The 22472-nt window shown below is 73.5% G+C and carries 20 protein-coding genes and 1 pseudogene; 13 read left to right on the top strand and 8 right to left on the bottom strand.

All coding sequences use genetic code 11. The features are described from left to right. Positions 1–127 precede the first annotated feature (127 nt). A complete protein-coding gene (locus tag IEZ17_RS24690; RefSeq protein WP_189303627.1) occupies positions 128–559 on the top strand; it encodes a hypothetical protein in 432 nt (143 codons plus the stop codon). A 680-nt stretch (positions 560–1239) separates the two neighbouring features. Here the strand turns inward: IEZ17_RS24690 and IEZ17_RS24685 are convergent. Continuing rightward, positions 1240–2364, bottom strand: a complete 1125-nt coding sequence (locus IEZ17_RS24685; RefSeq protein ID WP_189303625.1) for a TDT family transporter — start codon at positions 2362–2364, stop codon at positions 1240–1242. A 70-nt stretch (positions 2365–2434) separates the two neighbouring features. Here IEZ17_RS24685 and IEZ17_RS24680 point away from each other — a divergent pair, with 70 nt between their 5' ends. Then, positions 2435–3388: a LysR family transcriptional regulator gene (locus IEZ17_RS24680; RefSeq protein WP_189303623.1), complete on the top strand. Its 954-nt coding sequence runs from the start codon at positions 2435–2437 to the stop codon at positions 3386–3388. Positions 3389–3413: 25 nt separating this feature from the next. Here IEZ17_RS24680 and IEZ17_RS24675 read toward each other — a convergent pair whose 3' ends face one another. Both IEZ17_RS24675 and IEZ17_RS24670 read right to left on the bottom strand, forming a co-directional pair. Beyond that, positions 3414–4742 (bottom strand): uracil-xanthine permease family protein, encoded by a 1329-nt coding sequence (locus IEZ17_RS24675; RefSeq protein WP_189303621.1) that lies wholly within the window; start codon positions 4740–4742, stop codon positions 3414–3416. A 2-nt stretch (positions 4743–4744) separates the two neighbouring features. Further along, the gene (locus IEZ17_RS24670; protein ID WP_189303619.1) at positions 4745–5869 is read right to left on the bottom strand and encodes an aryl-sulfate sulfotransferase; all 1125 of its coding nucleotides are present in this window, start codon (positions 5867–5869) and stop codon (positions 4745–4747) included. A gap of 139 nt (positions 5870–6008) precedes the next feature. Here IEZ17_RS24670 and IEZ17_RS24665 point away from each other — a divergent pair, with 139 nt between their 5' ends. Further along, positions 6009–6572 (top strand): helix-turn-helix domain-containing protein, encoded by a 564-nt coding sequence (locus IEZ17_RS24665; RefSeq protein ID WP_189303617.1) that lies wholly within the window; start codon positions 6009–6011, stop codon positions 6570–6572. Positions 6573–6649: 77 nt separating this feature from the next. Here the strand turns inward: IEZ17_RS24665 and IEZ17_RS24660 are convergent. From IEZ17_RS24660 to IEZ17_RS24650, 3 genes and pseudogenes are all read right to left on the bottom strand, one after another. After that, positions 6650–7342: pseudogene (locus IEZ17_RS24660) on the bottom strand (gamma-glutamyl-gamma-aminobutyrate hydrolase family protein); the annotation flags it as partial. A 40-nt stretch (positions 7343–7382) separates the two neighbouring features. Further along, positions 7383–8936, bottom strand: a complete 1554-nt coding sequence (locus IEZ17_RS24655) for an amino acid permease (RefSeq protein WP_229852603.1) — start codon at positions 8934–8936, stop codon at positions 7383–7385. 157 nt (positions 8937–9093) lie between these two features. After that, on the bottom strand, positions 9094–9813 hold the full coding sequence (locus IEZ17_RS24650; protein ID WP_189303615.1) for a FadR/GntR family transcriptional regulator: 720 nt from the start codon (positions 9811–9813) through the stop codon (positions 9094–9096). Positions 9814–9886: 73 nt separating this feature from the next. Between IEZ17_RS24650 and IEZ17_RS24645 the strand changes: the two genes are divergently transcribed. From IEZ17_RS24645 to IEZ17_RS24630, 4 genes are all read left to right on the top strand, one after another. After that, on the top strand, positions 9887–11254 hold the full coding sequence (locus IEZ17_RS24645; protein WP_189303613.1) for a glutamine synthetase family protein: 1368 nt from the start codon (positions 9887–9889) through the stop codon (positions 11252–11254). Positions 11255–11263: 9 nt separating this feature from the next. Further along, complete coding sequence (locus IEZ17_RS24640) at positions 11264–12643, top strand: aldehyde dehydrogenase family protein (protein ID WP_189303611.1); 1380 nt, start codon at positions 11264–11266, stop codon at positions 12641–12643. A 73-nt stretch (positions 12644–12716) separates the two neighbouring features. Further along, a complete protein-coding gene (locus tag IEZ17_RS24635) occupies positions 12717–13517 on the top strand; it encodes a 3-oxoacyl-ACP reductase (RefSeq protein ID WP_189303610.1) in 801 nt (266 codons plus the stop codon). Between the two features lie 77 nt (positions 13518–13594). Next, complete coding sequence (locus IEZ17_RS24630; protein WP_189303608.1) at positions 13595–14884, top strand: HAD family hydrolase; 1290 nt, start codon at positions 13595–13597, stop codon at positions 14882–14884. Between the two features lie 125 nt (positions 14885–15009). Here the strand turns inward: IEZ17_RS24630 and IEZ17_RS24625 are convergent, their stop codons facing one another. Further along, the gene (locus IEZ17_RS24625; protein ID WP_189303605.1) at positions 15010–16239 is read right to left on the bottom strand and encodes an amino acid deaminase/aldolase; all 1230 of its coding nucleotides are present in this window, start codon (positions 16237–16239) and stop codon (positions 15010–15012) included. 261 nt (positions 16240–16500) lie between these two features. On the opposite strand from IEZ17_RS24625, the gene IEZ17_RS43915 reads away from it, so the two are divergent. The 4 genes from IEZ17_RS43915 (at position 16501) to IEZ17_RS24605 (ending at position 20602) form a co-directional block, all read left to right on the top strand. Next, positions 16501–17775 carry a hypothetical protein gene (locus IEZ17_RS43915; protein ID WP_268249843.1) on the top strand — a complete coding sequence of 425 codons (1275 nt, stop codon included), beginning with the start codon at positions 16501–16503 and terminating at the stop codon, positions 17773–17775. Continuing rightward, positions 17772–18932, top strand: coding sequence for a type VII secretion-associated serine protease mycosin (gene mycP, locus IEZ17_RS24615; RefSeq protein ID WP_189303603.1), 1161 nt, complete (start codon positions 17772–17774; stop codon positions 18930–18932). The genes IEZ17_RS43915 and mycP overlap by 4 nt, the downstream gene beginning before the upstream one ends. A gap of 65 nt (positions 18933–18997) precedes the next feature. After that, complete coding sequence (locus IEZ17_RS24610; protein WP_189303601.1) at positions 18998–19738, top strand: SseB family protein; 741 nt, start codon at positions 18998–19000, stop codon at positions 19736–19738. 102 nt (positions 19739–19840) lie between these two features. Then, entirely contained in the window at positions 19841–20602 is a 762-nt protein-coding gene (locus IEZ17_RS24605; protein WP_189303599.1) for an MIP family channel protein, read from the top strand. 84 nt (positions 20603–20686) lie between these two features. Here IEZ17_RS24605 and IEZ17_RS24600 read toward each other — a convergent pair whose 3' ends face one another. Further along, positions 20687–21070 carry a DUF1844 domain-containing protein gene (locus tag IEZ17_RS24600; RefSeq protein WP_189303597.1) on the bottom strand — a complete coding sequence of 128 codons (384 nt, stop codon included), beginning with the start codon at positions 21068–21070 and terminating at the stop codon, positions 20687–20689. A gap of 357 nt (positions 21071–21427) precedes the next feature. Between IEZ17_RS24600 and infC the strand changes: the two genes are divergently transcribed. Together infC and rpmI are read left to right on the top strand one after the other, a co-directional pair. Beyond that, positions 21428–22111: a translation initiation factor IF-3 gene (gene infC, locus IEZ17_RS24595; protein ID WP_159504726.1), complete on the top strand. Its 684-nt coding sequence runs from the start codon at positions 21428–21430 to the stop codon at positions 22109–22111. 123 nt (positions 22112–22234) lie between these two features. Beyond that, on the top strand, positions 22235–22429 hold the full coding sequence (gene rpmI, locus IEZ17_RS24590) for a 50S ribosomal protein L35 (RefSeq protein WP_016576627.1): 195 nt from the start codon (positions 22235–22237) through the stop codon (positions 22427–22429). The last annotated feature ends 43 nt before the right edge of the window (positions 22430–22472 follow it).

Here is a 22472-nt window from a genome sequence, read left to right as displayed (position 1 = left end):
CCCCCGGTTTCACCTGACCGGCCGCGCCCGCCTGGCCGGGTGCCCCGGCCGGTGGTTCGCTCGCCGTGTGCCGGTGTGCGTCTCCGGCGGCCGGAGGGGCCGCGGCCGGCCGGCCCGGGAGCTGACCGTGAAGCCTGCGCGCCTGTCCGCCGCCGTCCTGATCAGTGCCGTCGCCCTCGGCGCGGCTGCGCCCGGCGCGGCGGCCCGGGTCGAGCCGAACCCGGTGGCGGCCGGCGAGCGGTTCACGATCAGCGACGCCCGGCGGTGCGGCGCCGGCCACGACGTCCGGGCCGTCTCCCCGCTGTTCGGGTCGGTGGCCCTGCGGCCGGGCGCGCGCGGGATGGCCGCCGAAGTCCGCGTCCCCGGGCAGGCGGCGCCCGGCCGCTACCGGGTGACCGTCGAATGCGGACCGAACGGGCCGCGGCACGCCGAGACAGTCATGGTGAGCGGCGGCTGGGCGGACGGGGTCAACGCGACCCAGGCGGCCGGCGGACTCGCCCTGCTGGCCCTCGCGGGCGGCGCGGCGTACCTGCTCCGTCGGAGCGGAGGTGGCCGGTAGCCCTTCCGCTGCGCTTTGCCTGCTTCCCACGTTTTCGGCTTTCCCGCCGTGGGGGTTGCTGTCTTTTGCGCCTTCGGCCCGTCCGCTGCGCTTTGCGTCGCCCTACGTTTTCGGCTTTCCCGCCGTGGGGGTTGCTGTCTTTTGCGCCTTCGGCGCGGGGTGTTGTCCGCTGCGCGGGGCTTTCGGGGTGCGGTGACGGTCCTGCGGGGGCGGTGTGCAGGACTGCTTCGCTTTACGTCCTGCACACCGCCCCCTCCGGCCCGTCCCCTCCCGTGGGTGGGAGGGAAGACCGGTGGGTGGGGGCTGGGGCGAGTGGTCCGGTGACGGTCTCCGTCGCAGCATGAACCTGCACGGTCCCACCTACGCGCACCCCACCGGTTTTTTCCACCCACAACGGGAGGGGGCGGGCCGGAGGGGCTGGGTGTCCGGACGTAAAGCGAAGCAGTCCGGACACCCTGCCCCGGAGGACCGTCACCGCACCCGACAGCCCCGCGCAGCGGACCCGCCCGCCGCAGGCGCAACGGCGAACAACCGCCACGGCGGGAAAGCCGAAAACGTACGGCGACGCAAAGCGCAGCGGAGCCGCAACGGCGAACAACCCCCACGGCGGGAAAGCCGACAACGTGGGAAGCCCAGCCAAGCGCAGCGGACAGGCCGACAACGTGGGAGGCGGCCACGCCTCAGGCGCACAGCAGTCGGCCGCGCAGCAGGCCGTGGGCGGTGCGGGTGCCTGCCACGGCCACCGCGGTCACCAGGACCGCGTACAGGCCCACCGCCAGCCAGTCGAAGGCGGCCAGTCCGGTGTGCCGGGCCAGTCCCGCGGCGCCGGTGACGCAGGTGCCGATGGGGAAGGTGAAGCCCCACCAGGTCATCGCGAAGCCCATGCCGTTGCGGACGGCGCGGATGACCATTGCCACCGCGATCGCCAGCCACAGCAGCGCGAAGCCGAACACCGGCACGCCGTAGAGCACCGCGAACGCGCCCATGGCGTGCACGTACGAGGGGATGACGACTCCGGGGGCTGCGTCGCCGAGGTTGCTGACGGCGGTGGTGGACTGGCCCAGCGGGCCGAGGACGAGGAAGAGGGTGGGGGTGAGCGCGAGCGGCAGCGGGCCGTGGTGGAACAGCCGGCTCAGGACGAGCGGCAGCACCAGCACCGTCGCCAGCAGCGACATCCCGAACATCGCGTAGCAGGCCAGCAGCATCGCTTCCCGCCACTGCCCGGCCGGCAGATGCGGCACCAGCGCGGGGCCGAGCGCCGCCGAGACCATCGGGGCGACCAGCGGCAGCAGCCACACCGGTGAGGCGCTGCCCTCGGCGATCCGGTGCCGGACCACCATCAGGTACGGGATGCCCGCCGCGGCGGCCAGCCCGACCAGGGTGCCGGCGGTCCACAGCACCGCGTCCGCGGCCAGCGCCGCGGGCGTGCCGATGACGTCCTTGCCGACCGCGAGGGTGCCGCCGCCGACCGCCAGCAGCGCCATCGACAGGCACCCGTAGAACGGCGCGACGGCCGGATCCAGCAGCTGGCGGCGGGCCTGGTCGCCGTGCCTGGCCCAGTGGGCGGTGCGCGCGGCCAGCAGGGTGACCAGCAGCAGCGCCGACAGCGCCCAGACGGCGCGGTAGGCGAGGCGCAGGCCGGGGGCGGTGAGCGGCAGGGCCGCGCCGGCGTTGGCGACGATCGCGGTGCCCATGACGGCGGCGTACCAGTTCGGCCCGAGGTGGCGGACCGAGGGCGCCGTGCCGGGGGTGTCCGGGCAGGTGGTGGTGGGGTTGCGGGAAGGTGCGTGCGTGAGCGGTGCCATGCAAGAAGCGTCGCCGGTGCGGGCGGCCCTCACCAGGGGTGTTGTCTCTATGAGGGCATAAGCTGGGTTTATGGCTAGTGAGCGTGACGATCAGACCGCGGTGGCGGACGAGGGCGCGGCCCCGCTGTCGCACCGGGTGCCGGACCTCGGGGCGCTGGAGCTGCTGCTCGCCGTCGCCCGGCTCGGCAGCCTGGGCCGGGCGGCCCGTGCGCAGGGCATCACCCAGCCCGCGGCCAGCAGCCGGATCCGGTCCATGGAACGGCAGTTGGGGGTGGCGCTGGTCGAGCGCTCGCCGCGCGGCTCGCGGCTGACGGACGCCGGGGTGCTGGTCACGGACTGGGCGCGCCGGGTGGTGGAGGCGGCCGAGGCGTTCGACGCGGGCACCCAGGCGCTGCGCGGGCGCCGGGACTCCCGGCTGCGGGTCGCGGCCAGCATGACGATCGCCGAGTATCTGCTGCCCGGCTGGCTGATCGCCCTGCGCGGGCGGCGCCCCGGGACCGCGGTCTCGCTGCTCGCCGGGAACTCGCGTGCGGTGGCCGAGCGGCTGCTGGCCGGCGAGGCGGACCTCGGGTTCGTCGAGGGGCTGGACGTGCCCGCGGGCCTGGACGGGGCGGTGATCGGGCACGACCGGCTGATCGTGGTGGCCGCACCGTCCCACCCCTGGGCCCGGCGGCGTACGGGGCTGACCGGCGCGGAACTCGCCGCGACCCCGCTGATCCTGCGCGAACGCGGCTCCGGCACCCGCCAGGTCCTGGACGCCGCGCTGGCCGGGCTCGGCGGGCTGGCCGATCCGCTGCTGGAGCTGTCCTCGACCACCGCTGTGAAGTCCGCGGTGGTCAGCGAGGCCGCCCCGTCCGTGCTGAGCGAACTCGCCGTCGGGGAGGAGCTGACCGCCCGCCGGCTGGTGGAGATCCCGGTGCGCGATCTGCGGCTCGGCCGGGACCTGCGGGCCGTGTGGCCGGCCGGCCAGCGCCCGGCGGGCCCGGCCCGCGAGCTGCTGGGGCTGACCCGCGGGGCGCCGTAGGGGCGAGGCCGGCGCGCCGGGGTGCTCAGGCCGCGCCGGCCGCCGTCCGCCGCCCCGCCCCGAGCCGGCCGCACGCCGCCGACAGCACGGTCGCGGTCAGCGCGGCGGCCGGTACGCCGCTGCCGAGGAGGGTGTGCGCCCAGCCCGGCAGCGGTGCGTAGAGCCGCGGGGCCAGCAGGGGCAGCAGCCCCGCGAGGAGGGTGAGCGCGACGACGGCCGAGGAGGTGCGGTCGCCGAGGTCGGCGCGGTGGAGCAGGGCGATGCCCATGGCGGCGATCACCGCGTAGACCACCAGCGCGGCACCGCCGACGACCGGTGCGGGCAGCGCCGCCAGCAGCCGGGTGCCCGGGGCCAGCAGCCCGCCGAGGACCAGCAGGACGCCGGCCGCGGCGGTCACGAACCGGCTGCGGACGCCGGTGAGTTGGACGATGCCGATGTTCTCCGCACTGGTCACCATCACCGTTCCGCCGAGCAGCCCGGCGCCCAGCGAGGCCACCGCGTCCGCCCGCGCGGTCCGCGGCACATCGCGCGCCGGATCCGGAGTACGGCCCACCGCCTCGCTGTTGAGCACCGTCTGGCCGGTCGCCTCGGCCAGCGAGGCGAGGGCGAAGACCATCAGCGGCAGCGCGGCGAGCAGGTCGAAGTGCGGGACGCCGTACGGGAAGAGGCGGGGCAGGGCGAGCACCGTGCCGCCCGGTACGGTCCGGAAGGCGGTGCCGGTGAGCGCGGCGGCGGCGGTGCCCACCGCGATGCCGAGCAGCACCGACAGCTGCCGCCAGACCCCGCGCAGCAGCAGGAATCCCAGGGTGGTGGCGGCGACGGTGACCAGCGCGAGCCCGCTGCCGCCGAGTGCCATCGGGGCCGCGACCCCGACCATGTTGATGCCGATGACCAGCACCGTCGTGCCCATCACCAGTGGCGGGAAGAACCGTACGATCCGCCCGTACAGCGGCAGTACGGCCAGCAGCAGCGCCGCCGCGAGGAGCACCGCGCCGGAGGCGGTGGCCGCGCCGTGCTCCCGGGCGATCTGGAGGAAGAGCGCCGCCGCCGCGCCCCCGGGCAGCATCATGAACGGCAGCCGGGCCCCGATCCGCAGCACGCCGAAGGACTGGAGCAGCGCACCGGCCCCGCACAGGACGAGGGTGGCGCTCAGCAGTGCGGCGGTGCGGCCGGGCGGCAGCCGCAGGCCGTTCGCCAGCAGGAAGACGGTGGAGACCGGGGAGGCGATCATCGCCAGGACGTGCTGGGCGGCGAGCGGCAGCAGCCGGGGCAGCGGCAGCCGCTCGTCGGACGGGGACACGGCCGCGGTGCCGGGCGGAGCGGTGCCGGGCGGCGTGGTGTCGGAGGGCGCCATCGTCACACCCGCCGCTTCAGCCAGGGCAGTTCGGCGGCGGCGTAGCGGTAGGCGCGAAAGACCGCGTTGTTCTGGGTGGGGAAGAGGGCGCCGACCTCCGGTTCGCGGTAGCTGCCGAACTCCGGGACGACGTACTCCCAGCACAGCAGGCCCGCCGCGGTGACCTCGAAGATCCGCCCGGCGGGGGAGTCGGTGATCAGGGTGTTGCCGTTGGGCAGCCGCTGGGCGCTGCCCATGAAGGGCGCGAAGAACGCCTCCCGCGCCGGATCGTGGTACTCCCAGACCACCTTCCCGGTCGCCCGGTCCACCTCGATGACGCGGGAGTAGGGGACGTCGTGGCCGGGCCGGAAGACGCCGTTGTCGAAGATCAGGATGTTGCCGTCGGGCAGCTCGGTGGGGTGGTGCTGCTGGGAGACCAGCCCCGGCTCGGTGCGCCACAGGATCTCGCCGGTCGCCCGGCTGACGACGATCACCGCGGAGGCGCTCCGCAGGCTCGCGAGGACGTTCCCGTCGGCCAGCGGCAGAACGGAGTTGATCAGCGGCCAGTGCTCGCGGGAGTAGTCGGGGTGCAGGGCGTAGGCGTCCCGGTCGAGGTGATCGGCGGCGCGCCAGGACCACAGCGGCCGGCCGTCCGCGTCGACCTCGCGGACGGTGTCGGCGAAGACGGTGCCGCCGGCCGGCTCGGAGCCGGGGACGCCGCCGCGGACCGCCTGCGCCCGCTCGCCGGTGAGGGGTTCGAGCGCGGTGTAGAGGATCCGCCCGTCGCCGTGGTGGTGGGCGTCGTGGTGCTGGAGCGGGTCGGTGTACTCCCGCAGCACCGTGCCGTCGGGGGCGATCTCCTGCATCAGCCCGCCGCGGTACTTGTGCCACATCGGGAAGAGCGCGTCCTGGCCGGGGAGGGTGGCGTTGTAGGCGAGATTGCCGTTCGGCAGGATGCGCGCATGGCGGCCGGGGCGGTGCGGCAACTGCCAGCGGTGGGCGACGCGTCCGTGCAGATCGACGAGGAGGACCTGACCGCCGCCGGTGAGCGGGGCGTAGAGGGTGTAGCCGTCGCAGGCGGCGGATGCGTCGAGCGCGATCAGGCCGGTGCCGCGGCGGCGGCGTGTGTTTTGATCGACAGCGGTCATGCCGGGTTCCCCTCGTCGAACTGGTTCCCATCAAACTTTGTTTGATGGGATCAAGCAGCGTAGACGTTAGGGCCGGTGTGTGGCAGGGGTGTGAACGCACCGATAAGAAGGCGGAGATGACGCCGGTGAGGAGCGAGGGATGAGCGCAACCGGGGGTGCGGCGGACGCCCCGCGCGTCGGGGCGGCGGTGCGCAGACGCCGCCGCGCACGGGAGCTGACGCTGGCCGACCTCGCCCGTGCCACCGGTCTGTCCGCCCCGTTCCTCAGCCAGGTCGAGAACGACCGGGCCCGCCCGAGCATGCGCTCGCTCCAGCTGATCGCCGACGCCCTGGAGACCACCGCGGTCCGCCTGCTGGCCGCCGCCGACGGGCCGCGTACGGTCGACGTGGTGCGCGCCGGATCCGCGGCGGTGCCCGAGGACGGCGCCGGCGGCCGGGTCCGCCCGCTGGTCCGCGGCCGGCAGCAGCTGCACGCCCTGGAGTTCACCGGGCGGCACGACTGGCAGCGGGAATTCCGGCATCCGCACGATGAGTTGATGTACGTCGTCGAGGGCGCGGTGGAGGCCGAGGCGGACGGCAGCCGCTACGAACTCGGCCCCGGCGACACGCTCTACTGCTCCGGCGGGATCACCCACCGCTGGCGGTCGCTGGCACCGGAGAGCCGGGTGGTGCTGGTGGGGGTGGCGGACGACTTCCGGGGGTGAGGGGGCGAAACGGCAGCGGTGTGCGTAACCCCGCACGCCGCGCGGGCAGTTGGCGGTCCGTCATGGGTCGGCGCGGTGGCGGGCGCGGCCCCGCCGGCCGCGGCCACCAGCGCGTCCATCACCCGGGTGTCGTCCCCGGCCTCCGGGTGCCACTGCACCGCCAGCGTGAAGGCCCGGGCGTCCGGCAGCTCCACCGCCTCGACGGTGCCGTCCTCCGCATGGGCCGCGGCCAGCAGCCCGCGGCCGAGCCGGTCCACCGCCTGATGGTGGTACGTGGGGACCGCGACGGTCCCCGGCAGCGCGGAGCCCAGGACGGTGCCGGGCACCGACGTCACCTCGTGCCGGGCGAAGACCCCGGGCGGTCCGGCGTGTCCGTCCAGGTGCTGGACGAGGGTGCCGCCCAGCGCCACGTTCAGCAGCTGGAGGCCGCGGCAGATGCCCAGCAGCGGTACGCCGCCTGCCAACGCGGCCTCGATCAGGGCCAGTTCCCAGGCGTCCCGCTCCAGCGCGGGCGGGCCGGTCCGGGGGTCGGGCTCCGCGCCGTAACGGGCCGGCGCCACATCCGCGCCGCCGGCGATCACCAGCCCGTCCAGCCGCGCGACGGTCGCCGCGGCGGTCTCCGGATCGCCGGGCGGCAGCAGCGCCGGCAGCCCGCCGGAGCGCCGGACCAGGCGCGGATAGCCGGCCGGCACCAGCGCGGCGGGCAGCGTCCACACCCCCCACTGGGCCTCTTCCTGATAGGTGCTGATGCCGATGAGGGGCTGGGACACGGATCCTCCGGTGGGGTGCTGGTGCGTTCCGGCTCGGTCTTCAGAATTCCAGTTCGTGTTCGATGGCGGCCAGCTCCTCGGCCGTGCCCTGGACCTTCGGGCCGGTGAACCACTTGCGCGCCGACACCAGCCACCAGGTACCGGCGAAGCCGAGGACCAGGAGGACGGCGAGCGGGGTGTAGTTGAAGTTCTCCGCCGTGACCGGGCTGGTGGTCGGGAGCATGAAGAGGACGGAGATGACCAGCGTCCAGCCGACGGCGATGACGCCGACGGGCTTGCTCCAGCGGCCGAGGTGCCAGGGCCCGCGCTGGAAGCGGTCGCCCTGGAGCAGGCGGAGGATGACCGGCAGGACGTAGGCGATGTAGAGGCCGATCACGGCGATCGAGGTGACGGCCGCGTACGCCGTGGCGTTCCACAAGTACGGCAGGCCCAGCAGGAAGGCGCCGCCGGCGGCCAGCCACACCGCGTTGGTCGGGGTCTTGGTCCGCTTGTTGATGCGGTGCCACAGCTGCGAACCGGGCAGCGCGCCGTCCCGCGAGAAGGCGTAGATCATGCGCGAGTTGGCGGTGACCGAGGACATGCCGCAGAAGAACTGGGCACCGATGGCGATCAGGAGGAGCAGCTTGCCGCCGGTGGCGCCCAGCGCGTCGATGAAGATCTGCGCCGGGGGCACGCCGGTCTTGCTGGCCAGCTCGCCGTCGTAGTCCTGGATGGCGAAGGTGATGCCGACCAGCAGCACCCAGCCGGCGACCAGGGAGACCAGGATGGACATCACGATGCCGCGGGGGCCGGCCTTGGCCGCGTCGTGCGTCTCCTCGGTCATGTGCGCCGAGGCGTCGTAGCCGGTGAAGGTGTACTGCGCGAGCAGCAGCCCCAGCAGCCCGACGTAGAGGCCGGAGTGCCAGCCGGTGTTGTTGGTGAAGTGGGTGAGGACGAAGGAGGCGGACTGGTGCTTCGAGGGCACCACGACCAGGGCGCCCACGATGACCAGCACGCCGAGGACGTGCCACCACACGCTGACGTTGCTGAGGAGGGAGGCCAGCTTCACGCCGAAGGTGTTGAGCAGGCCGTGGGCCAGCAGCACGACGCCGAACAGCATGATCGTGTGCACCGGGGTGGCGGCGAAGCCGAACTGGAGGTCCAGCAGCGCGTTCATGAAGGACGCGGCGCCGAAGTCGACCCCCGCGGTCACCGCGACCTGGCCGAGGAAGTTGAACCAGCCGGTGAACCAGGACCACGCCGGGCCGTGCGAGGGGGCCAGCTTCGCCGCCCAGTAGTACAGGCCGCCCGCCGTCGGGTAGCTGGAACAGACCTCGGCCATCGCCATGCCCACGAACAGCGTCATGAGGCCGACCAGTGGCCAGCCCCAGGTGATCATGGCGGGTCCTCCGGTGTTCATGCCGAAGCCGTACAGCGTCAGACAGCCGGAGAGGACCGAGATGATCGTGAACGAGACGGCGAAATTCGAGAACGCCGACATCGAGCGGGCCAGCTCCTGCGCGTATCCGAGCTCGTGGAGGCGCTGTTCGTCGCTGGACAGCTGAGGGGATCGCTGTTCGTGATCTGGGTTCGTCGCGTGCTCGTTGATGGACACCACGCCTCCGAGGGACTCGATGATCCGCGGCGGGTACGGCCATCGGCGAACCGCTACCAGCCCCGCAATAAAGGTATGGGGCGATACCTTTGTCTCCGGGTCGGCTGAGCGCAAGACCCCGGCGGGAAAATCTCGTAACAGGCGGGTTTCGCGGGCCTCACGACAGGAAGCCGCGCAGCAGGGCGGCGGTCCCGCAGCAGTGCTCGCGCATCACCTCGCGCGCACTGTCCGCATCGCCCTCCAGCACCGCCTCCACCAGCACGGCGTGCTGGGTCTGGGAGTGCTCCAGGTTGCGCACCAGCAGCGGGATGCAGTCCAGGAGGTCGTTGACGCTCGCCCGTACGGCTGCGTACTGGGCGGCCAGCGACGGCGAGCCGGACAGCTCGGCGAGCGTGAGATGGAGCAGCGTGTCGCGCCGGCGGTAGTCCGCCAGCGGGGCGTCCTGGGTGGCCGCCAGGGCCTCGCGCAGCTGCTCGGCCTGGTCGTCGGACAGCCCGTGGGCGGCGCACAGCCCGGCCGCGCCGACCTCCAGCACCTCCCGGAAGCGCAGCGTGTCCTCGACGTCGACCTTGCCGATCCGGCGCCGCAGCTCCGCCTCGCCCGGGTTCTCCGTGCGCACCCGTACGAACGTGCCGCCGTAGCGCCCGCGCCGGCTCTCCACCAGGCCCTCGTCTTGGAGGACCTTCAGCACCTCGCGCAGGGTGACCCGGCTGATCTGCAACCGCTCGGCCAACTCCCGCTCGGCGGGCAGCCGTTCGCCCTGCGGAACCAGTCCGAGCCGGACGATCTGGAGTATCTGCTCCAGCGCCTCCTCGAATCCGTTGCCCGCCCGCACCGGCCGCAGCACAGGTGCCAGCCGATCAGCCGCACCGTCCATCGGAACCCCTTCCCAATCAATGGTTCGTGTGCATACCTTATGACCTCCGGATGCAGTGACAGGAGGCACCACCGTGGCAGACCGCACGCCCCCGCTCTCCGTCGAGGAGCTGAGGATCCTCGTCGACACCGGGGAGATCGACACTGTCGTCCTCGCCTTCACCGATATGCAAGGCAGACTCCAGGGCAAGCGGTTCGCCGCCCGATATTTCCTCGACACCGTCCTCGAACACGGTACGGAGGGCTGCAACTACCTCCTCGCCGTCGACGTCGACCTCAACACCGTCGACGGCTACGCCATGTCCTCCTGGGAACGCGGCTACGGCGACTTCGCGCTGCACGGCGACGCCACCACCCTGCGCCGCACCCCCTGGAACGCCGGCACCGCCCTCATCACCGCCGACCTCGCCTGGCACGACGGCTCCCCGGTCGCCGCCTCGCCCCGGCAGATCCTGCGACGCCAGCTCGACCGCCTCGCCGAGCGCGGCTGGTCCGCGCACGCCGGCACCGAGCTGGAGTTCATGCTCTTCAAGGACACCTATGAGGACGCCTGGTCGCGCGGCTACCGCCAGATGACCCCCGCCAACCAGTGGAACGGCGACTACTCCGTCCTCGGCACCGGCCGCGTCGAGCCCGTGCTGCGCCGGATCCGCAACGAGATGGGCGCGGCCGGGATGACCGTCGAGTCCGCCAAGGGCGAGTGCAATCTCGGCCAGCACGAGATCGTCTTCGTCTACGACGAGGCGCTCACCACCTGCGACCAGCACAGCATCTACAAGACCGGTGCCAAGGAGATCGCCGCCCAGGAGGGCATGGCGCTCACCTTCATGGCCAAGTACGACGAGCGCGAGGGCAACTCCTGCCACATCCACCTCTCGCTCCAGGACGAGGACGGCCGCCCCGTCCTCGCCGACGACTCCGGTCCGTACGGCATGTCGCGGACCATGCGGCACTTCCTCGCCGGCCAGCTCGCCGCACTGCGCGAGTTCACCCTCCTCTACGCCCCCAACATCAACTCCTACAAGCGCTTCCGCCCCGGCTCCTTCGCGCCCACCGCCGTCGCCTGGGGCCCGGACAACCGCACCTGCGCGCTGCGGGTGGTCGGCCACGGCCGGGCGCACCGTCTGGAGAACCGGCTGCCCGGCGGCGACGTGAACCCCTACCTCGCGGTCGCCGGCATGGTCGCCGCCGGCCTGTACGGGATAGAGCACGAGCTGGAGCTCCCCGACGCCACCACCGGCAACGCCTACGCGGGCGACGCCGCGCACGTCCCCACCACCCTCCGCGAGGCCGCCGAGCTGTGGGAGAACAGCCCGATCGCCCGCGCGGCCTTCGGCGACGAGGTCGTCGACCACTACCGCCACATGGCCCGCGTCGAGCAGGACGCCTACGACGCCGCCGTCACGGACTGGGAGCGCTTCCGCTCCTTCGAGCGCATGTAAGGAACGCCCGTGCTGCAAGAGCTGACCATCCTCAACCCGGCGACCGAGGAGGTGGTGGCCACCGTCCCCACCACCACGCCCGCCGAGGTCGACGCGGCCGTCCGCCGGGCCGCCGGCGCCCAGGAAGCCTGGGCCGCGGCGGCCCCCGGCGACCGGGCCCGCCTGCTGCGCCGGTTCGCCGACGCCGTCGACGCCGAGATCGAGCCGCTCGCCCAACTGGAGCTGCGCGAGGCCGGCCACCCGCTGGGCAACGCCCGCTGGGAGGCGGGCAACGTCCGCGATCTGCTGCACTACGCCGCCGGGGGAGCGGAGCGCCTTACGGGCACCCAGATCCCGGTGGCCGGCGGCCTGAACATCACCGTCCAGGAACCGCTCGGCGTGGTCGCCGTCATCGCGCCCTGGAACTTCCCGATGCCGATCGCCGCCTGGGGCACCGCCCCCGCGCTCGCCGCCGGCAACGCGGTCCTCCTCAAGCCCGCCGAGACCACCCCGCTCACCGCGCTCCGGCTCGCCGAACTGGCCCTGGAGGCAGGGCTCCCCGAGGGCCTCTTCCAGGTCCTGCCCGGCGAGGGGCCGGTCACCGGCACCGCGCTGGTCGACCACCCCGGCGTCGCCAAGGTCGTCTTCACCGGCTCCACCGCCACCGGCCGGCAGATCGCCACCCGCTGCGCGGCGCAGACCAAGCGGCTCACCCTCGAACTCGGCGGTAAGAGCCCCAACATCGTCTTCGCCGACGCCGACATCGAGGTCGCCGCAGCCGCCGCCCCCGGCTCCTTCCTCGACAACACCGGCCAGGACTGCTGCGCCCGCAGCCGGATCCTGGTCCAGCGCAGCGTCTACGACCGCTTCATGGAGCTGCTGGAGCCCGCCGTCAAGGCGTTCACGGCCGGCGACCCGGCCGATCCCGCCACGCAGATGGGCCCGCTGATCTCCGCCGCCCAGCGCGACCGCGTACGGTCCTACGTCCCCGAGGACGCGCCGGCCGCCATCCGCGGCGAGGCGCCCGCCGGCAAGGGCTTCTGGTACCCGGCGACCGTCCTTGAGGGCCGCCCCGAGGACCGCACCGCCGTCGAGGAGATCTTCGGCCCGGTCGCCGTCGCCCTCCCTTTCGACGACGAGGCCGACGCGATCCGGCTCGCCAACGCCACCGACTACGGCCTCTCCGGCTCCCTGTGGACCCGCGACGTCGGCCGGGCGCTGCGCGTCTCGCGGGCCGTCGCGGCGGGCAACCTCTCCGTCAACTCCCATAGCAGCGTGCGCTACTGGACCCCGTTCGGCGGGTTCAAGCAATCCGGCCTCGGCCGCGAACTGGGCCCGGACGCGCTGGCCGCCTTCACCGAGACCAAGAACATCTTCATCAGCACCGAGGCTGCTGCTTCCGGGGGCTGACCCCCGGACCCCCAGCCGTTCCCGGCCCGAGCGCCGACCGTTTGCTCAGCCACCACCAGAGAGAGGGCCCCAAGTGACCGACCAGACCGCCGTCTGCCGCCGCCTCGTCGGCCGTACCGCCGTGATCACCGGAGCCGGCAGCGGCATCGGCCTGGCCACCGCCCGCCGGCTGGCCTCCGAGGGCGCCCACGTCGTGTGCGCCGACATCGACGAGAAGGCCGGCAAGGCCGCCGCCGAGGAGGTCGGTGGCACCTTCGTCCAGGTCGACGTGACCGACTCCGAGCAGGTCGAGGCGCTCTACCGGACCGCCTTCGACACCTACGGCTCCGTCGACATCGCCTTCAACAACGCGGGCATCTCGCCGCCCGACGACGACTCGATCCTCACCACCGGCCTCGACGCCTGGAAGCGCGTCCAGGAGGTCAACCTCACCTCCGTCTACCTCTGCTGCAAGCACGCACTGCCCTACATGCAGCGCCAGTTCGAGCAGACCGGGCGCGGCGGCTCCATCATCAACACCGCGTCCTTCGTGGCGGTGATGGGCGCCGCCACCTCGCAGATCAGCTACACCGCGTCCAAGGGCGGCGTGCTGGCCATGTCCCGCGAACTGGGCGTGCAGTTCGCCCGCGAGGGCATCCGCGTCAACGCGCTGTGCCCGGGGCCGGTCAACACCCCGCTGCTGAAGGAGCTGTTCGCCAAGGACCCCGAGCGGGCCGCGCGCCGCCTGGTGCACGTCCCGGTCGGCCGGTTCGCCGAACCCGAGGAGATCGCGTCCGCGGTCGCCTTCCTCGCCAGCGACGACTCCTCGTTCGTCAACGCCGCCGAATTCCTCGTCGACGGGGGTATCGCGGGCGCCTACGTCACGCCGCTGTAGCCTCCATGATCAACATCGGGACCGGCGCCACCGGGTGCCGGTCCCGCCTGCTGCCCGCCCCTGACCACGGAGGACAGATGGCCACGCCCAAGAACCGCACCCTCGCCCTCGGCCTCGCCGGGGCCGCCGCCCTCACCGCCCTCACCGCCACCGTGCCCGCCACGGCCGCCGCCTCCGCCGCGAGCCCGGTACGCGCCCGCTGCCCCCGGCTCTCCCCGGACATCCCCTGGTACGGCGACAACCGCGCCAAGCTCCAGAAGATGATCGACGAGCGCGGTACGTGCTCGGGACGCCACGGCCCGCGCCCCGTCGCCGCCTTCGACTGGGACAACACTGTCGTCAAGAACGACATCTCGGACGCCACCCTCGCCTGGATGCTGCGGCACGACAAGGTCCTGCAGCCCAGGAGCTGGCGGAAGACCAGCCCCTGGCTCACCAAGGCCGCCGAGCACGCACTGACCAGGGCCTGCGGCACCGCCGTGCCCGCCGGCCGCCCGCTGCCCACCTCCCGCAACACCGCCTGCACCGACGAGATCATGGAGATCCGCGGCGAGGCGAGGACCATGAGCGGCGCCCCGGCCTTCGCCGGCGTCTGGAACCACCGCCGCACGGTCCCCGAATACGCCTGGGTGCCCGAGCTGTTCGCCGGTCTGAAGCCCGCCACCCTCACCGCGTACGCCAGGAAGGCCCGCGCCGAGAACCTCGCCGCGCCGATCGGTGCGGAGCAGACCGTCGGCACCCACCAACTCGCCGGCTACATCCGCTACTACGCCCAGCAGAAGGACCTGATCCGCACGCTCAAGGTGGCCGGATTCGACGTCTACATCGTCTCCGCCTCCTCCGAGACCGTCGCCGAGGCGTGGTCCGGCGGCGTCGGCGTGGACGCCCGGCACACCATCGGCATACGGAACCGCGTCCGCGACGGCCGCCTCACCGACACCCTCGCCGGCTGCGGCGACGTCAAGGACGGCCACGGCGAGGTCATTCCGTACATCGACGGCAAGCGCTGCTGGATCAACCAGGAGATCTTCGGGATCAAGGGCGCCGAAGCCTGGCGGCAGCAGGACCCGGCGCACCGCATCGCACTGGGCGGCGGCGACGCCACCACCGATGTCACCTTCGTGAACGACGCCACCGGCGCCCACCTGGCCATCAACCGCAACAAGGACGAGCTGATGTGCCGCGGCTACGACAACGCGGACGGCCGCTGGGTGGTCAACCCGATGTTCATCGACCCGCTGCCCCGCAAGTCCGGCCGCTACCCCTGCGCCACGAAGGGCTACACCAACACCGACGGCGCCCCGGGTCCGGTCCGCCGCCCCGACGGCACCGTCGTCCCCGACCAGCGGGACCGCATCCACGGCTGAGCCGGCCGGCCAAGTGCCGGGCAGGGGCCGCACCGACGCTCTGCAACGCCGTTACGGGCGGCGCGCTGTGACGCCGTTACACCCGGTGCGTCGTTGCGCTGTTACGCCGTTCCGCTGTCACGTCGTCACAGGAAGGTGTGGCCCTCGCCCCGGTACGTCGGCACCGTCCCCACCACCCGTTCCCCGTCGACCAGTTGGAGCTCCGTGAACCGCTCGCACAGCTCCCCGGCCTTGGCGTGCCGGAACCACACCTTGTCCCCGACCGAGAGCCTGTCCGCCGCCGCCCCCAGCAGCGGCGTCTGCACCTCGCCCGCCCCCTCCTGCGGGTCGTAGCGCAGTCCCGCCGGCAGATACGGCTCCGGCAGCCGGTCCGCGCCCGCCGCCCCCGACGCCGGATATCCGCCGCCCAGCACCGTGACGACACCCGGCCCCGGCCGCCGCACCACCGGCTGGGCGAACAGCGCCGCCGGACGCCCGCTGAACGAACGGAAGTTGTCGAACAGCCGCGGCACATACAGCCCCGACCCGGCCGCGATCTCGGTGATCGCCGCCTCCGCCGCGGTGTGCTGCACGCTCCCCGTCCCGCCGCCGTTGACGAACTCCAGCCGCGGCGCAACGGCCCGCACCGCCCGTACGGCCTCCCAGCGCCGCTGCGCCAGCTCCTTGCGGGCCGCCGCCTGCATCAGCCGGATCGCCCGCGAGAACACCGGTTTCCCGGCGACCTCGTCGCCCACCCCCGCCACATGCCCCTCGTACGCCATCAGCCCCACCAGCCGGAAACCGGGGCGCCGGGCCACCATCCGGGCCAGCGCGGCGAGTTGGGCCGGCTCCCGCAGCGGCGACCGCCGGGCACCGATCCGCATCCTCCCGCCCACCAGGCGGTAGGAGGTGTCCAGTTCCAGGCACACCCGCACCTCCTCGCCGCGGCCCGTGCCGGCCGGCCGCGCCGCGTCGATCAGGTCCAGTTGCGCCGGATCGTCGACCATCACCGTCACCGCCGCCGCCTGCTCGGCGTCGGAGGTCAGCTCGGCGAAGCCCGCCCGGTCCGCCGACGGATACGCCAGCAGCACGTCCCCGAACCCCGACCGCGCCAGCCACAGCGACTCGGCCAGCGTGAAGCTCATGATCCCCGCGAAGCCGTCCCGCGCCAGCACCCGCTCCAGCAGCGCCCGGCAGCGCACGGACTTGCTCGCCACCCGGATCGGCTTGCCGCGCGAACGGCGCACCAGATCCGCGGCGTTGGCGTCGAAAGCGGCCAGATCGACGACGGCCAGCGGCGCGTCGAGGTGCGCGGTCGCCCGGTCGTAACCATGGCGGACGGTGTCGGCATACGCGTCGGCGCGGTACTGGGACATGGCCGCAGCCTGCCAGAGAGCGCTACCGCTGGGTAGGGGAGCGTCCGCGCCGGAAAGGGCGGCGGTGGCGGCGACGGCGGCGGTGTCGGATCCGCGGCAGTCGTGGCAACAGAGTGGACGGGGGTTGGAGCAGCGGCGGCGCCAGCCCTTAGAGTGGCCCGACACCGCAACCAGCAGGTCAGCGGCGTGTTGTCCGGATACGAGCCACCCTGCCCCGATTGCGTATCGGGTCCGGGGCACACCGTGCGAGGGGGAGCGCTGGTGAGCGCCGACGCCGATTTCGCCGATGCACGGCACATCCCGCCCATACCCCCGCAGCCGCCGCACCGTCCCGCAGGGACTCCCGTGCTCGACGAGGACCCGCAGACCACCGTCCTGCGCCCGGTCCCCGCCGACCCGACCGTCCCCCCGCCGGCCGCCCCGCCCGGCCCTGCCGCCCCGCCCACCCGGCGGCCGATGCCCGCCGCCGCCCCGCCGCGTCCGGCGACCCCGCCGGGCACCCCGCCACGCCCCCGTACGGAGCCGCCCGCCGCGCCGCCGCCCCCCACCGGCCGCCCCGCGTCCTTCCGCGACACCGCCGCCTTCCACCTGGCCCACAGCGAGGCCCTGTGGAGCGACCCCCGCGACCGCGCCCCGGGCACCCCGCCGTCCCCGGACCGGGGGAGCCCGCAGCAGTCCTCCTGGCCGTCAACGCCCGCTGCCTCCAGGGCAGTCGGCCCCGCCCCGGCCGCCGCCCGGCGCCGCCCGCTCGCCGGCCTCGCCGGCCGCCTCCCCACCCCCCGGGTCCTCGCCGCCGCGGCCTGCCTCGTCCTCGGTGTCGGCCTCCTCGGCGGCGCCGCGGCCGGCAGCTGGCTCACCGACGACACCGACCACGGCACCCCGAACCCCGACACCGCCTTCGCCAAGGGCCAGGACGCCTGGCACAGCGCCCCCGTCGACAGCCTCTTCCCGCGCGTCGTCGACGGCCTGGGCGTCGGACCAGGCGGCGCCGACCGCCAGTGGACCCGGATCGCCGTCGCCCCCGACACCGACTGCTCCGCCGCCTACGAGGGCCCGCTCGCCAAGGAACTCGCCACGGCCGGCTGCGCCCGGCTGCTGCGCGCCACCTACGTCGACGCGACCCGTACCAGCGTCATCACGGTCGGTGCCCAGACCACCCGCGCCGACCGGCCCGGGATGATGGACCTCAACGCCCGCTTCAGCACCCACAACCTGGCCACCCGCGCCGACCTGATGCCGCTGCCGCTGGCCGCCAAGGGCACGCCCGCCGCGGACTTCGGCCCCGCCCAGCGCGCCAGCTGGACGATCCGGGTCCTCACCGACATCCCCGTCGTCGTCTACGCCGTCTCCGGCTTCGCCGACGGCCGCGAGATCCCCGAACCGCAGCCCGCCGAGGCCGCCGTCCAGCCCGGCACCGCCACCACCCCCGGCGAGTCCGGCCTGGGCCACGACGCCAAGGACCTCGCCGACAAGGTCGAGACGACCTTCCGCACGGCATCCGGAATCCCCGCCCAGCCCACGGAGGAAGCGCCGTGACCCAGGCCGTCCGGCGCGCCGCCGCCGTCGCGCTGACCTCCGCCGCACTGGCCGTACTGCCGTCCCTGCCCGCGCGCGCCGACGCCATCCGGGCCCAGGAATGGGGCCTGGCGTCCATCCACGCCCAGGAAGCCTGGCAGACCACCAAGGGCGAGGGCGTCACCGTCGCCGTCCTGGACACCGGCGTCGACGGCAACCACCCCGACCTCGCCGGCCAGGTGCTGCCCACCAAGGACCTGATCGGCTTCGGCGCCGGCCCCGGCGACGCCGCCTGGGCCGAGCACGGCACCGGTATGGCCAGCGTCATCGCCGGCCACGGCCACGGAGACGGCCACGGGGACGGCGTCCTCGGCGTCGCGCCGGGCGCCAAGATCCTCCCGGTCCGGGTGATCCTCGAAGACAGCGACCCGCAGCGACGGCGCGCCCGCGACCAGAAGGCCGGCGCCCTCGCCGACGGCATCCGCTGGGCCGCCGACCACGGCGCCGACGTGATCAACATGTCCCTCGGCGACGACAGCGAGTCCGCCCACCCCGACCCCCGCGAGGACGCCGCCATCCAGTACGCCCTGAGCAAGGGCATCCCCGTCGTCGCCTCCGCCGGCAACGGCGGCGAGAAGGACAACCACGTCTCGTACCCCGCCGCCTACCCCGGCGTCATCGCGGCCACCGCCGTCACCCACCTCGGCTCCCGCGCCTCCTTCTCCACCCGCCACTGGTACGCCACCGTCAGCGCCCCCGGCTACGACATCTTCATGGCCGACCACGGCACCGGCTACGTCTCCGGCTGGGGCACCAGCCCCGCCGCCGCCTTCGTCTCCGGCGCCATCGCCCTGATCCGCTCCGCCCACCGCGACCTGAGCCCCGCCCAGATCCGCCAACTGCTCACCTCCACCGCCCAGCAGCCCCCCAAGGGCGGCCGGAACGACGACTTCGGCGCCGGCCTCGTCGACCCCGCCGCCGCCCTGAAGGCCGCCGAGAACCTCAAGCCCACCCCCCAGAAGCCCGCGCCCGCCGGCTACGCCCACCGCTACTTCGGCCCCGGCCCCACCACCGACACCGCCGACGCCACCCCCACCAACTGGCTCCCGTGGACCGCCGGCGGCATCGGCCTGGCCCTGGTGGCCGCCGCCTTCGCCATCTGGCGCGCCCGCACCTGACACCGCATCCGGCGCCCCGGCCCCGGCCGGCGGCGCCCCGCACCCCGGCCGATACGCTCGGCGACGTGCAGAAAAACATCCCCGACCCCGGTTTCGCCGACGACGACGGCTCCGCCGACCCGGCCCTGGCGGCGGCACTCGCGGCGTACGGCGCGGACCGCGGCGCCGAGCCCCGCGTACTGAGCGCACTGGCCGGCGCCCGCGTCCTCGTCCCCGTCGTGGCGATCCTCGGCGAGGTCGAGACCGGCGCGGACGGCCTCCGCCGCGAGAAGTCCAGCGACATGGCCGTCCCCACCCTCACCGCCCCCGACGGCCGCCGCGCCCTCCCCGCCTTCACCTCCATGGAGACCCTCCGGCGCTGGCGCCCCGACGCCCGCCCGGTCGCCGTCCCGCTCCAGCAGGCGCTGCTGGCCGCCGCCCACGAGAAGGCCGATACCCTCGTCGTCGACCTGGCCGGCCCGGTCACCTACCAGCTCACCGGCCCCGCCCTGCGCGCCCTCGCCGAGGGCCGGACGACCGCCGACCCGCTCGCCGACCCCGCCGTCACCGGCGCGCTGCGCACCCTCCTCGCCGCCGAGCCCGCCGTCCGCCGCGCCCGCCTGGACCCGTCCGACGAGACCGACGGCACCCTCTCCCTCGGCCTTGCCCCGGACACCGCCCCCGCCGAGGTCGCCCAGCGCCTCGCCCAAGCGCTCGCCGCCGACGAAACCCTCCGCGCCCGCCTCGTACGGGGCCTGGACCTGGCCTTGCTGCCGCCCGGTACGGAGGCCGCCGACCCGGCCGGAGAACTGCTCTACCAGCGCTGATCCGCACGCCGCCGCCGCGCCGCCGGCCTGTGCCCAACGGGCGCGGACGTCTCCCGCACCGCACAATGCGAGAAGAGCTCAAGATCCACGCGAGGAGAGCCCATGGAGATCACGGAGACCCGCCCGGTCGTATCCGAATTCCTCGGCACGCTGCTCCTGGTGTTCTTCGCCGTCGGCTCGGCAGTGCTGGCGGGCGAGTACATCGGCACCTTCGGCATCGCCCTGGCCTTCGGCTTCGTCATGCTGGCGCTTGCGTACGCCCTCGGCCCGATCTCGGGCTGCCACATCAACCCCGCGGTGACGCTGGGCGTCCTGCTGGCCAAGCGCATCACCATGCGCACGGCCGTCGAATACTGGATCGCCCAGGTCCTGGGCGGCATCGTCGGCGCCGCCCTGCTCTTCCTGGTCGCCAAGCAGGTACCGGGGCTGCAAACCCACGCGGCCTTCGGGACGAACGGCTGGGGCGACCGGTCGGCTGTCCACATCAACCTCGGCGGCGCGTTCGTCGCCGAGATCGTGATGACCTTCCTGTTCGTCTTCGTCGTGCTGGGGGTCACCCACAGCACGGCGGTGACGGGCTTCGCCGGCCTGGCGATCGGCCTCGCCCTGGCCACCGTCCACCTCATCGGCATCCCGCTGGACGGCACGTCGGTGAACCCGGCGCGCAGCATCGGCCCGGCGCTCTTCGCAGGCGGCGCGGCCCTCACGCAGCTGTGGCTGTTCATCATCGCGCCCCTGATCGGCGGCGCCCTGGCGGCCGTGGTGCACCAGGTCACCCACCCGCCCCAGGAGGCCGTCGCCGCCGAGCAGGCCGCCCCCGGCGAGTCGGCCCCCGACGAACCGGCCCCCGGCGACCGCGTCTGAGGCGCGGGCACGGCCCCGTACGACGACGAGCCCCGGCCGGTGCGGCCGGGGCTCGTCGTCGGTGTGCGGGTGCGCCCGCCCGGCTCAGCCGTAAACCGGACCGGTGAACTTCTCGCCGGGACCCTGACCGGGCTCGTCCGGCACCACCGACGCCTCGCGGAACGCCAGCTGGAGCGACTTCAGCCCGTCCCGCAGCGGCGCCGCGTGGTACGAGCCGATCTCGGTGGCGCTGGCGGTGACCAGCCCGGCCAGCGCGTGGATGAGCTTGCGGGCCTCGTCCAGGTCCTTGTGCGCCGCGCCGTCCTCGGCGAGCCCGAGGTTGACCGCCGCCGAGCTCATCAGGTGCACCGCGACCGTCGTGATCACCTCGACCGCCGGCACCTCCGCGATGTCGCGGGTCATGGTGTCGAAGTCGGGCTGGGCGGTGTCGGCTGCGGTGTGCCGCTGCTGGGGGGTCTGCTCGCTCATGTCGGCGCTTCACTTCCTGCTGAGGGGATCCCCTCCAGCCTATGGCCCCGGCTTCCGTCCCCCGCGCCCGGGAGCGCCTCCGGCCGCGGCGGCGCTCCTCCCGGGCGCGGCGGGCGCGGAGTGCGTCAGCACGAGAGTGGGGGTCACCCCTTGACTCGTGTATTCTGGTAGCTGCGACCGGCCGGACACCTATGTGACCGGCCCACAAGTGGAGGCTCCGATCTCCCACCCGAACCGACCTCACGGTTGGCGGGTCTTCGGTCCGGCTGCGCCCCGCGGAGATTTCGCGGCGGTGCTCCTGATCTATGTGGAGCCCCGCCTGTGTCCCGTCGGGGCATTTTTCATGTACCGGCGCGGTTGGTCACACCGAACAGACGTTACGCGGCAGTCCGCCAGGCCGTCGCGTGGTGCTACCGAGGAGGATCCATCAGCGCCGAGCCCCGCATCAACGACCGGATTCGCGTCCCCGAGGTGCGACTCGTCGGTCCCAGTGGCGAGCAGGTCGGCATTGTGCCGCTTGCCAAGGCCCTGGAGCTTGCGCAGGAGTACGACCTCGACCTCGTCGAGGTGGCGGCGAACGCCCGTCCGCCGGTCTGCAAGCTCATGGACTACGGAAAGTTCAAGTACGAGTCGGCCATGAAGGCCCGTGAGGCGCGCAAGAACCAGGCGCACACGGTCATCAAGGAGATGAAGCTCCGGCCGAAGATCGACCCGCACGACTACGACACCAAGAAGGGTCACGTCGTCCGGTTCCTCAAGCAGGGTGACAAGGTCAAGATCACGATCATGTTCCGTGGTCGCGAGCAGTCCCGGCCGGAGCTCGGTTTCCGACTGTTGCAGCGGCTCGCGGAGGACGTCCAGGAGCTCGGCTTCATCGAGTCGAACCCGAAGCAGGACGGCCGGAACATGATCATGGTCCTCGGTCCGCACAAGAAGAAGACCGAGGCGATGGCCGAGGCCCGCGAGGCGCAGGCCGCCCGCAAGGCGGAGCGCCAGGGTGCGGCTCCTGCGGAGCCCGCCGAGGAGCACGCCGAGGCGTGATCTCTGGGCGAGCGGCCCCGGATTCAGGCCGGGGCACCCGCCCCGGACACAACCGATACATCTGACGCTCCCGCGTACCGGCCCGTGCCGGTGGGAGCGCCACTGACGAGGAGAGTACGGCGCATGCCGAAGAACAAGACGCACAGCGGTGCCAGCAAGCGCTTCAAGGTCACTGGCTCCGGCAAGGTGCTGCGCGAGCGCGCAGGCAAGCGCCACCTGCTCGAGCACAAGTCGTCCCGCGTGACGCGTCGCCTCACCGGCAACGCCGAGATGGCCCCGGGCGACGCCGCGAAGATCAAGAAGCTTCTCGGCAAGTGAGCCGGGGCACCCCGCCGCGCGGGCGGGGTGCGCCGACCGAACC

This window comes from Streptomyces albospinus (assembly GCF_014648695.1).
GTDB classification, from domain to species: Bacteria; Actinomycetota; Actinomycetes; order Streptomycetales; family Streptomycetaceae; genus Streptomyces; species Streptomyces albospinus.
Note: the sequence above shows the minus strand (reverse complement) of the source record. Positions and strands in the feature narration are given on the sequence as shown.